The organism is Clostridium sp. D33t1_170424_F3 (assembly GCF_015667585.1).
In the GTDB taxonomy this organism is placed as follows: domain Bacteria; phylum Bacillota; class Clostridia; order Oscillospirales; family Acutalibacteraceae; genus Anaeromassilibacillus.
In genome coordinates this window covers 13,213-25,959 of record NZ_JADPEG010000013.1, presented here as the reverse complement: position 1 = coordinate 25,959, position 12,747 = coordinate 13,213, and the positions used below count along the sequence as shown (strand labels likewise).

Here is a 12,747-nt window from a genome sequence, read left to right as displayed (position 1 = left end):
AAATGCTCCTTTCGTTTGGAATTCCTTCATTTATTATGTAGAAACAGGAAAGATAAGTGCCGCTGCTTCAAAAATATGCAAGGTACAAAGAAAATATGTCAAAAATGGGAGAAAAAACATGCGCTTTATCGCATCATTCAATTAATGCGATATATTACATATAAAATTATGAAATTTTAATTATATTTTCGTAAAAGATGCATGTAAAAAACAATATGTGATATTATGATAAAGCTTTCAAAGCAATATTTTTATATAGGGAGGAAAAGAGAAGTGAAGTTTGCAGCGAAAAAACCACGAACACGGCTGCTTGCGGCATGTTTGGCGCTGACGATGCTGACCGGTACGTTCAGCGGAACCGTCTTTGCCATGGATGAGCCGCAGGGCCAGGGACCCGTGTGGAGCGAAACGGCTCCGCAACTGTACGATTCGCAGGGGGGCCTGCTAACCCCCAAAGGACCGGACAGCAAACCGGAGGACAAAAAGTTCACCCATTTCGAGTACACTGGCAAGAACTACACCGATCTGAACGGTGAACAGGTGCGTGCGAGTGACGTTTTTGAGGTCAACCGCGAAGCGCCCCACACCACAGCCACCACCGCCTACGATTCGGAGGAGAAGGCGGTTCTTGGCGCAGTCAACTTTGAGAAAGAACAATCCGATTATGTACAGTTGCTTTCGTCTAACGACTGGGAGCTGACCGTCAAGCGCAACGATATGGAGGGCGCAAAGTTCCTAGACGGCAAATTTTATGAGAGCAGCTATGTGCAGGACCCGGCAGACGGCTGGAAGACCGTTCAGGTTCCGCAGAGCTGGACCACCTACGAGGGCGTGGACTGGGATACGCCGCTTTACGGCGATACCGTCATGCCCTGGCAGCTTAAGTACGACGCGAATGTAAAGGTGCCGGAGATCCCGGTCAATTACAGCCCGGTCGGCTTTTACCGCAAGACGTTCACCGTGGACGAATCCCTCTACGGGAACGATAACCGCATCTTTATCAACTTCCAGGGCGTTGAGACCGCATATTATGTGTGGGTCAACGGCAAGGAAGTCGGCTACAGCGAGGACAGCTTCCGTCCGCACGAATTCGATATTACGGAATATCTGAATCCTGCGGGCGAGGAAAACACGCTGGCACTCGAAGTCCACAAGTTTGCGGACGCGACCTGGATGGAAAAACAGGATATGATCCGCGACGGCGGCATCTTCCGCGACGTCTATCTGTTCGCAACCCCGCTGGTACATATCAACGACTACCAGCTGGAGACCGACCTGGACGACAACTTCCAGAACGCTACGCTGAATCTGCATGCAAACGTCAAGAACTTCAGCGCGCAGGCGGTGGACAACTATGCCGTGGAGGTCAAGCTTTTTGATGCGGAGCAGCAACCGGTGCCGGCGGACATGTTCACGACGAAGACCTTCGACGTGGGCGAGATCGCTTCCGGCGCGCAGTCCAGCAACAAAAACGCATGGGCCGTCAACAACCCGCATCTGTGGTCCGCAGAGGATCCGTACCTCTATACGCTGGTGCTGAACCTCTACGACAAGAACACCATGACTTATGTGGAGAGCATTTCCCAGCAGCTCGGCTTCCGGGAGATTTCCTTCACCCGCACGCAGCTCGACGATTCCTACCACAACATCACCGAGGAATACGAGCCGATGGCGATCAATGGAAAACCGTTGCTGATAAAGGGCGTCAACCGCTGTGAATCCGACCCGTTCTACGGCAAATATGTGCCGCGCGACGTGGCGGAAGAGGACGTCAAGCTGATGAAACAGTATAACATCAACTCCGTGCGTACCTCTCACTACGGCGACGACGAGTATTTCTATTACCTCTGCGACAAGTACGGCATGTACATGATGGCGGAGGCGAATATTGAGGCGCATTCCCTGATCAACCAGATCAACACCATGGCGAATTATTTCACCAAGGTTGCGCTGGAAGACCGGACGGCGACCTCCTTCCATACGCTGAAAAACCAGACGTCCGTAATCATGTGGTCCATCGCCAATGAGACCGGTTACCCGACGCTGGAGGATTCCGGCAATCGTCCTGCCATGAGCGAAGGCGACTACTTCTTCCCGAAGCTGGTGGCCTATTACCGCGAGCATGACGCGACCCGTCCGGTCCACAGCGAAGGCATGCGCTATCAGGGCGGCGTCGACATGGACAGCCGCATGTATCCCACGCTTGCCAGAGTGCAGCAGGCAGCGGACGCGGCAACCAAAATGCCGTACATCATCTGTGAGTACGACCATGCGATGGGCAACGGCGTCGGCAACCTGAAGGAGTATTGGGACATCATCCGCAGCAAGCCCCACATGCTGGGCGGCTATATCTGGGACTGGGTGGATACTGCCCGCGCCCTGAATATCGAAGACTGCGCGCGCCAGTACAGTGTAACGGAGCTCAGCAACCTGGGCGTCACCATGCAGGTGCAGGGCGACGACAGGCAGCAGCCCGCGGACCCGGCACAGGCTGTCGTGGACAAGTCCTTCGGCGGATTCCTCGTATTCCCCAAGGATAAGAACGCGATTTACGATCAGTATCTCTCCGGAGAGAATATCAACTTCACACTGGAAACCGTGGTGAAGCCGCAGGCCGATATCGCGGACAATATCCTGATCGCGAAGGGCGACTACCAGCTCGCACTCAAGACCTCCTCCGACGGCAAGCAGCTGGAGTTCTCCCTCTGTGCGAACATCAACGGCAGCTACAGCTGGCCCGCCATCTTCTGGGACCTCCCGGACAACTGGGCGGACAACTGGCACCAGGTCGCCGCGACCTATGACGGCAAGGTCATGAAGCTCTATGTGGACGGCGAAGAAGTCGGCAGCCGCGAGGGCTCCTACCTGGTTCCCAACTGGGACGGCGTGGACGCGCTGGGCGTCGGCTACGACTACAAGAATCCCGAGCACACCCTCAAAGGCCAGATGACGCTGGCGCGCATCTACGGCAGAGCGCTGACGAAGGAAGAAATCGTCGCGCAGCGCAGCGCAAACCCGCCGATCGGCCCGAAGAGCGACGAAGTGCTGGTCTGGGTGGATTACTCCCAGCCGTTTACGTCGGATGTGCCCGGCAATTACGACTATTATTCTGAGGACTTCGCGCACAACCGCCTGTACAACAACGGCGAGATGGTCGGCAAATTCTACGCGTACGGCGGCGACTGGGGCGACTATCCCACCGATTATGACTTCTGCGCGAACGGCCTGGTATCCGCGGACCGCGACCCGCAGCCGGAGCTGTATGAAGTCAAGTACCAGTACCAGGATTTCTGGATCACGGCCAGCGAAGAGCAGGTCAGGAACCGCCAGTTCTCCTTCTACAACGAGACCAGCTTCACCGATCTGGACGCTTACGACGTCACCTGGAAGCTGATGGAGGACGGCGTGGAAATCCAGAGCGGCAAGCTCAACGAAAGCCTTGCCCCGCGCGAAACAAAGACCTTTACTGTGCCGTACCAGCTCCCGGCGGAACTGAAAACCGGCGCGGAATATTACGTCAACTTCACCATCACCCTCAAAGACGGCACGCTTTGGGCGGAAGCCGGCCACGAAATTGCGCACGAGCAGTTCCAGGTTCCGGCGAATGCACCCGCGGCGGCGCCTGTGATTTCCGCTAAGGAAGTCGTCATTGACCAGGACAGCGATGCGGACGTTATCAAAGTCATCGGCGAGGACTTCAGCTTTGAGCTGGACAAAGCGACCGGCGCGATGCAGAACTACCTGTACAAGGGCAGCCTGCTGATCGAAAAAGGCCCGGCGCCGGACTTCTGGCGTGCGAGAAACAGCAACGACGTCGGCAGCCTGGACGGCGACTGGCAGAAGGCAAACAAGAATATCACCGTGGCGGAGAACGGCGTCAGCGTTTCCCAGAAACGCGATGGACGCAAGGTCATCACCACGAACCTGATCCTGAACGACGCGAAGGGCGCGAAGGAGACCGTGGTTTATACCATCGACGGCTCCGGCGTTGTAACCGTCACCCTTTCCCTCGATGCGAGAGGCACCGGACTGGGCTCCATCATGAAGGTGGGCTCCACGATGACGCTGCCCGCGGGCTTTAATGATATTCGCTGGTACGGCGACGGCCCGTCCGAGTCCTATACGGACCGCAGAAGCTATGCGAAGGTCGGCCTGTACGACTACACCGTTGACGAGAGCTTCTATCCGTTCGTCGACCCGCAGACCTCCGGCAACTACAGCGGCGTCAAGTGGATGGCGCTGACCGGCGCGGAGCAGGAGAACGGCGTTCTGGTTGCTTCCTATGAGGACGTGGAGGCAAGCGCGCTGCGCTTCACCATGGACGAACTGGACGAGGCCCGCCACCCGTTTGAACTGCCCGATCCGGACGGAAAAACCTATTTCCATGTGGACCTGATCTCCCGCGGTATCGGCAATGCGAGCTGCGGCCCGGACAACCTGCCGCAGTATACCATCCCCAACGACAGGGAGTATTCCTACCAGTATTCCATCATCCCGTTCGCCAAGGGCGCGGACCTGATGGAGTTGAGCAAGCCGTGGAGACTGCCGGACAATGAAGAGATCGACCGGCAGGCGGCCAAGGTGGTCGAAGACGCGATCGCGAACGTCTATGTCTATTCTTACAACCAGCTTGCGGAACTGAGAGAGATTGAAAAGCAGTACGACGCGCTGACCGCTTCCCAGAAGGAACTGGTCGCCAATTACGACGTGCTGGTCAAGGCGCTGGCGGATGTCCGCGCCATGAAGGGCACTGTGACGGTCGTCAAGGACCTGAGCAGCAACCAGATGGATCCGGAGATTCCCACCAGCGGGCAGATCCGTCCGGAAGAAACCTTTGACACCGTGCTCAAGGGCAACATGCCGGTTCCGAATACAAAGGGCTCCGATGGCGGCGACCTCTTCAACGAGGTCTTTAAAGGCAAGAACCCCTTCACCGTGGAAGCTTGGTTTAAGCCGCTGGAGTCCAACATGGGCAATAAGTACAACGTGATCGTCGGCAAGGGCGATAACTGCTTCGGCCTGCGCGCGACGCTCCAGGGCGATAAGACCTACTACGAGCTGTATATGCAGGCGACGAACGGCGACTGGTACTCCGTGGAGGATACGCTCAGCGATAAGGTTCTCACGGCGAACGAGTGGCACCAGATCGCAGGCATTTACACGGGCGATACCATGAAGATTTACCTGGACGGCGAAGTCATCCTGGAGGATAGAGACAGAAGCCAGGGCGGCCTGAAGTCCAACGACGTCAACTTCTGGATCGGTTACGATCCGGTCGGCGGATTCGTCGGCAAGAACGAGTATTCCATTGTCCGTGTGTACAACCGTGCGCTGACGGGCGAAGAGCTGGCCGCACAGGGCCTGTACGACCAGGGCAAAGCATCCGCTCCGGCGGTTGCACCGAACGACGAAAACGTCGTGCTCTGGCTGAACTTTGCAAACCTGGAGCAGAAGGCGGTTTCCAATACGCTGACCCTTACGCCGGAAAAAGCGGAGATCCCCGCCGGCGGCAGCAAGACCTTCTCCATCGTCAAGGCGGCGCCTTCCGCTGCGAAAAACGACGCGGCGAAGGTAGAGGACCTGCAAAAGCTTCTGGCACAGGCGCAGGCGCTCAATGCGGCGGACTTCACCGAGTCCAGCGCGGCGATTCTGAGCGCGGCAATAAACGTCGCAACCATCGTTGCGGGTACGCAGGATGTACCGGACAGCGTGGTACAGGCGGCTTACGACATGCTGGTTGCAGCGATTGAAGGCCTCGTATGGCAGAATGCTTATGAAGTGACCTCCGCGGAGTGGTCCGTTACGGATGAGTGGGGCGACGCGGTGGAAGGCGCATCCGTTGTTCCGGATGCGGAAAACCCGGGCAAAGCGACCGTTGCGCTGAAGACCAGCGTCCCGGCGGGAACCGAGCTCTATGTGACCGCTTCCAACGTCAACGGCGAGGAGAGCCTGACTGCGGAAAGCGTCGTAACCGTCACGGAAGCAATCCTTGCGGAACACGACCTGCGCGTGGAGTATGGTCCGAAGATCGCGCTGACCGTGGACGGCGTATCCCAGGAGGTAGCCGACAAAGCCGGTGTTTACACCCAGAAAGACATCATGGCGGACGACACCGTCAGCCTGACCTTTACCCATATGGACGACAGCAGGGAATTTGTCAAAGCGACGTTGACCGTCAACGGCGTGGAGCAGGAAGCATCCTATCAGGACGGCGACCGCACGGTTGCCTATTACGACCTGACCATGCCGAATGAAGACACAACTGTGGTGTTCTCCTATGTTGTAGTCTGGAAAACCGTGCTGCGCAATGCGATTGCAAGCGCGGAAGAGGCCATGGAGACCGAAGCGTATGCGAATATGGTCCCGGCCGCAAAGAAAAAGTTCGATGCGGCGTATGAAGCAGCCGTGAAGATGGAAGCGGATGTGACCGCCCTGCAGGCGGACGTGGACGCTGCTGCGGTCGCAATGTCCGAGGCAATGAATTTCCTGTCCTTTGCCAAAGGCGATAAGACCAAGCTGGAGCTGCTCTTCAAAACCTACGAGCCGCTGAGAGAAGAAGATTTTACCGCGGCGAGCTGGGCGAAGTACGAGGAAGCCCTGGCGGCGGCGCAGGAAGTCTATGAGGACGAAAATGCGCTGGTCAAGGAAGTTGACGACGCGGCGGCGGCACTGACGGCGGCGGTGGAAGCGCTGGAGCGCCCGGCGGATAAGGACGAGCTTGCCGCACAGATTGCACTGGCGGAAAGCTATGAACTGTCCCTGTATACCCCGGACAGCCAGGTCGGCTTCACGGATTTGATCGAAGAGGCGAAAGAGCTTCTGGCGAAGGAAGAGCCGGCGCAGAGCGAGCTGGACGCAATGGTTGAGCGCCTGGTCACCGCAATCATGAACCTGCGCCTGATCCCGGATAAGAGTTATCTGGAAGACATGATCAACGATACCAGGGACATTCAGCCGGACGGCTATACCAAGGAGAGCTATGAAGCGCTCCGTGACGCGTACGATTACGCGCTGGGCGTTTATAACGATCCGAACGCGACCGAAGAGCAGGTGAAAGACGCCGCCGACAAGCTGGCCCTGAGAAAGGCCGGCCTGGTGGCAGAGACGCCGTCCGGAAACAACAATAAGCCTTCCGGCGGCAGTTCTTCCGGCAATAAAAAACCGACCGGCGGCAAGACCACCGGAACCGGTACGGCGGTTGTCACCAATCCGGTCGTATCCGCGGCACAGAACGTGATGGGCCAGAAGTCCGTGCGTTCCGACACCACAGCAAACTTCACCTTGAAGAGAGGCAGCGCCTACTGCTTCAAGATGACGGTTGTCAACGGAAGCAATGCGGCCCCGAGCTTCACCGTGGGCAACGGCAATGTGCTCAAGACGCAGTTCGTGGTAAAGATCGGCAGCGACTACTATTACAGAGTCTGGGCCATCGGCACACCGGGCCAGAGCACCGGCGTGTATACCACGATGCCGAATGAAGCGGCACAACAGCATTGTGTTATCACCATTGCGTAAAATGGTCTTCGCTGTAAGCGCGTCCCGACCGGAAGTTCCGAATGGGGCGGCACAGCAGCACTGTATCGTAACCATCGGCTGATTGAGGCATGGTTTGATCCAGTAAGGAATCATTCAAAGGGAGCCGGCGCAGGTCATTTGACCTGCGCCGGCTCTTTTTTCTGGGGTATATATTGCCATAATGGAATAGAATGGCAGTAGTGTGCTTTTTCAGCGAAAAATATTCACCCGGTGAAGGGCGTCGTTTTCCGTCATTGTAATTTTTGTGAAGATGCGATATAATAAATTATAACAAAAATACCAAATTCCACCGGGAAGAAGGGGGAATCCATGTGAAAAAAATAGTCGCGTTGGTTGGGGCCAACCTTGCGGCGGCGCTGGCGCTGATCTATCTGCTGTCCCCCGGCCTGTTCGACGTATTCAGCCAGCCGCCGGTCTGGATGCTTTTGGGGCTGGTAATCGGGTTCGGCCTGACGATCGGGGCGCTCTGGCTGGACTATAAGCTGCTGTTTGCCAGGCAGGAGATACACCCGGTTGCGCTCAAAACCGACGTGCAGAACCGCCCGGAGGAATATACGCAGCTGCTCCGGCAGTGCCTGAACAAGCCGTTTTTCCGGAAGGATCTGGAGGCGGGCATCGACCAGATCGCACGGTTTGAGAAGAAGCAGAAGACCATCCAGCTGCTGCTGAAAACCGGAAGCAAGATCAACGCGGACAAATGCCTGACCATCCTGACCCGCGTATCCGACGTCTTCTATGAAAATGTGCGGGCGCTTGCAACGCGGGCGATCGTTTTTGACGAAGATGAATACGCGCTGTTCCGCGCCGGGAAGCTGGAGCTTGCGACGGAGCAGGCCCGGCGGCAGAAGGAAGACTTCTACACGTCGGTGGCGCAGTACACGGATGAGATCACCAACCAAAACGAGGAAATCATTCTCCGGATCGACCAGCTGAGCCTGGAGCTGACCCGCGCCAATACGGCGAACAAGTGGGATACGGATTCCATTCTGGCAATGCAGCATCTGGATGAATATATCCGCAGTACCGAACTGACGCAGAATCTGGAACGAGAGGTAGGGGAGGAAGTATGTTCGAAAATAAGAAGGTAAAGAACGGCGTGATTTTTGGCGCCATTGTAGTGGTGCTTGCCATCGTGGTCACGGTGGGCGTTTCCGTCACCAAGAATCTGGGCAAGACAAACAGCGCGATTTCCGCGGACGAGGCGAAGTCCTCCATTGCGAAGATGCTGGGCCATATCCAGGTGGAGGATCTGCCACTGCGCGCGGAGGCGCTGAACGTCAACGAATCCCTCTCCACCGCGGAGGAGCTGCCGGACATTGATACGGTGTATCCCATCGGTGTGCAGGGCGGCGGCCAGGTTACGATTGAAATCTTTACATCGCCGGAAAAGGGCGGCCCGGGCATGGATCGCTGGCTGCTCGATGTGGCGGAAGCCTTTAACAAAGCGAACCATACCACGTCGTCGGGCGCGACGGCGTCTGTAACGGTGAGGTCTGTCGATTCCGGCACGGCAGTTGAATATATATCCTCCGGGAAATACGTGCCGGACGCGTTTACGCCCTCCAGCACGCTGTGGGGCGCGATGCTGGAAACCGGCGGCGTCAGCATAAAGCTGAAATCCGACCGGCTGGCCGGCAATGTGGCCGGCATTCTTCTGACGGAGGAGATGGAAAGCCATCTGATCGAACAATACGGCAGCGCGGATTTCAGCACGGTTGTGCAGGCGACGGCCGACGGCGAGATGATGATGGGCTACACCAATCCCTACGCCAGCTCCACCGGCCTGAACTTCCTGCTGAATACCCTCTACACCGGCGACCCGGAAAATCCGCTGAGCAGCAAGGCGGTCGGCCAGTTTAACAAATTCCAGGCCAACGTGCCGCTGGTGGCGTTCACCACCATGCAGATGCGCACCGCGGCGGAGAGCAACGTGCTCGACGGCCTGATTCTGGAATACCAGTCCTATATCAACGACAGCACGCTGGCGCGCGAGTACAAATTCATCCCCTTCGGTGTGCGGCACGACAACCCCCTGTATGCGGTGGGGAATCTCTCCGCGGAAAAGGAAGAGGTCCTGGACCAATTTATCGCGGAATGCGGCTCCAAACAGTCGCAGGAGCTTGCCACCAAGTACGGCTTTAACAGCAACGAGGACTACCAATCGACGCTGCCGCAGCCCGGCGGGCAGACCATCACGCAGGCGCAGTCCATCTGGAAGGAAAACAAGGACGGCGATATGCCGATCGTCGCGCTGTTCATTGTGGATATCTCCGGCAGTATGTCCGGCGAACCGATCAACAACCTGCGCATGGCGCTGCTCAATTCCATGCAGTACATCAACGACGACAACTACATCGGCCTGATTTCCTTCAGCTCCGATGTGTACCGCGACCTGCCGATTGAGAAGTTCAACCTCAAGCAGAAGACCTGCTTCAAGGGCGCGGTCAACAACCTGACGGTCGGCGGCCAGACCGCCATGTACGACGCCCTGACCGTGGGTATGGACATGGTGGAAAAGAAGCTCGACGAGGTGGGCAACGCCAAGCCGATGATCTTTGTCCTGACGGACGGCGAGAGCAACAACGGCTACCGTTACCGCGACGTCGGCGGCATCGTCGCCGGGCTGAAAATCCCGGTCTATACCATCAGCTACAACTACTCCAACGCCCAGCTGGACGAACTGGCGGCAATCAACGAAGCGGCCAGCATCTCCGGTACCAGCGAGGATATTGTCTACAAGCTGCGCAACCTTTTCAACGCGCAGATTTAACATGATAAAGGGGCTGTATCACAAAGTGGAAAGACCGGCAGAATAAAAGCAGTTCCCTGCTTTTGGCGGGGGTCGGCAAATGCAGCCGGTCCGGTGGGTTTTGTATAGTGAGACAGCCCCTTTTCATACGGGAGGAAACAGAATGAGAAATGATCGAATTGATTCCGGCCGCGCGTTTGACTGGGGAAAAACCTCCTCTGATTACGCGCGTTACCGGGACATCTATCCGGAGGAATTTTATCAGAAAATCCTTGCTTTGGGCCTGTGTACAGAGGGGCAGACCGTCCTGGATCTGGGGACCGGAACAGGCGTGCTGCCGCGCAACCTGTACCGGTACGGCGCAAAGTTTACGGGAACGGACATCGCCCCGGAGCAGATTGAGCAGGCGAAGCGCCTTGCCGCGGAGCAGGATATGGACATTGCGTTTTTTGCTGCACCGGCGGAGGCGGTGGATTTTCCGGACCATACCTTTGACGTCGTGACCGCCTGCCAGTGCTTCTTCTATTTTGACCATGCGGTCCTGCTGCCCAAACTGGCGAAGATGCTGAAGCCGGGCGGCAAGCTGGCGGTGCTGTATATGGCGTGGCTGCCGGAGGAAGATCCCGTTGCAGGGGCCAGCGAGGCGCTGGTTTTACAGTATAGTCCGCAGTGGTCCGGCAAGGGGGAGACCCGCCATCCGATCGCGATTCCGCCCATCGCGGAGAACTGGTTTACCGTGCAGGATTCCGTTGTGTTTGATCTGCGGGTGCCTTTTACGCGGGAAAGCTGGAACGGGCGGATGAAGGCCTGCCGCGGCGTCGGGGCCTCCCTGCCGGAGGAACAGGTGCGCGCGTTTGAGCGCGAGCACAGGACGCTGCTGGAAAAAATCGCGCCGGAGCAGTTTGAAGTGCTGCACTACGCGGCGATAACGGTATTGCAGGTAAAAGAGTCCGAAATATGAACGCCTGTATTTAATCAGGAGAGGCCGGAAGCGGCTGTTTGACAGGATACATGTTGCATAAAACATCACAGAGATAAGAGTGAATCCCCCGCCAAAGGCGGGGGATTCGTCTGTTTTGCGGGTTTTTTATGCATCCTTCCGATGGTGAAACAGCTTCTTCCGGCCTCTTTTTATGTCCGGGCGGCGGATGTTCTTATCACAAGAAAATACGGTGTTTCATATATTGAAACAAAAGAGAAAGGAGATGAACATGATGGCTTCATCTGATGATAGAATTACCAGAGGGTTCGCGACAACGCCGTTGCCCAACCCGGGTGAAGGCGGTCCGGTCGCCGGCGGCGGCAGCGCTCCGTCCATTCCTCTGCCCAATCCGGGCGAAGGCGGCCCTATTATTCCTGAAAACAATATCCCGGTGATCCCGTTGCCTAACCCGGGTGAAGGAGGTTCCGTGGGAGGCTCCGGCAGCAATCTGCCGATGATCCCGCTGCCCAATCCGGGCGAGGGAGGCCCTGTCTATCCGGGCCGTCCCGGACAAACAATCCCGATCCTGCCGCTTCCCAACCCGCCGTGCTTCTTCTGCAATACGGAATCCCGGTTTGGTAAGGTGCGCTTTTTGAACGCGGCGTTCGGCTATCAACCGTTCCGTGTGTTTATCAACCGCCGTTTTATCGTAAACGGCCTGGGCTTTGCAAGCCTGACCCCCTATGGAAGGGTTTCCGACGGATTCCAGACGGTAACGGTGACCGGTACGAACGGATATGTGTACATCCAGAAATCCATGCCGTTCCGCGCGGGCGATACCGTGACCATCGCGATTATCAATACGGCCAGCGGCCTTGACCTGATGCAGATTTCTGACGAGCCCTGCACCCGCCCGCGGAACATGTCCTGCTTCCGCGCCTGCAACCTGGCGTACTACAGCAACCCGATCGACGTAATCCTGGAGGACGGCCGCGTGGTGTACAGCGATGTGCGCTACAAGGAGGTCACAACCTTCAAGCGCATCCGCCCGGGAGAGTATATGTTCTATCTGGCGGAAACAAATCTGCGTCCCATGCCGCGCTATCAGGACATCGAGACGGTGGGCTCCGGCGTGACCGACTTCGATCTGCCGGAAGCGCTGGTATCCGTCTTTGTTGACGTCAAACCGAACAATATGTATACGCTCTTCATTCTCAGCCGCGGGAATACCTCGGATGCGATCCAGACAATGGTGGTTGAAGACAGCTGATCCGGTTAAAAAAAATTTCTGATCCCTCCTTCTTTTCCTTTGGAGTCCGCCAGTTGGCGGGCTCCATTCTTTTTTATTACATCAAGAAAATTGTTGGATTTTCCACCTCTGGACGTAACAAAAAATCTGTTTCTGCCGGATGAACTGGAACGCACTCAGAAACCGGAATGACACAGCTATTTTTTGAGGCAGCCAGGTTTGTCAATGACAGCGAAACCGTTTACTCTATCGTTGACAAGGGCTGTTGCTTCTGCTGCTTTCCATTGCGTT

At 56.7% G+C, this 12,747-nt stretch carries 5 protein-coding genes; all 5 read left to right on the top strand.

Features of this window, described 5'->3' with window-relative positions; translation table 11 throughout:
• Positions 1–273: 273 nt before the first annotated feature.
• Positions 274–7,515, top strand: a complete 7,242-nt coding sequence (locus I4V53_RS09975; RefSeq protein WP_195985545.1) for a glycoside hydrolase family 2 TIM barrel-domain containing protein — start codon at positions 274–276, stop codon at positions 7,513–7,515.
• A gap of 332 nt (positions 7,516–7,847) precedes the next feature.
• Positions 7,848–8,624, top strand: coding sequence for a hypothetical protein (locus I4V53_RS09970; RefSeq protein ID WP_195985544.1), 777 nt, complete (start codon positions 7,848–7,850; stop codon positions 8,622–8,624).
• A complete protein-coding gene (locus tag I4V53_RS09965) occupies positions 8,603–10,306 on the top strand; it encodes a vWA domain-containing protein (protein WP_195985543.1) in 1,704 nt (567 codons plus the stop codon). The genes I4V53_RS09970 and I4V53_RS09965 overlap by 22 nt, the downstream gene beginning before the upstream one ends.
• Positions 10,307–10,448: 142 nt before the next feature.
• On the top strand, positions 10,449–11,246 hold the full coding sequence (locus tag I4V53_RS09960) for a class I SAM-dependent methyltransferase (protein WP_195985542.1): 798 nt from the start codon (positions 10,449–10,451) through the stop codon (positions 11,244–11,246).
• A gap of 250 nt (positions 11,247–11,496) precedes the next feature.
• The gene (locus tag I4V53_RS09955; RefSeq protein WP_286167104.1) at positions 11,497–12,477 is read left to right on the top strand and encodes a DUF4397 domain-containing protein; all 981 of its coding nucleotides are present in this window, start codon (positions 11,497–11,499) and stop codon (positions 12,475–12,477) included.
• The last annotated feature ends 270 nt before the right edge of the window (positions 12,478–12,747 follow it).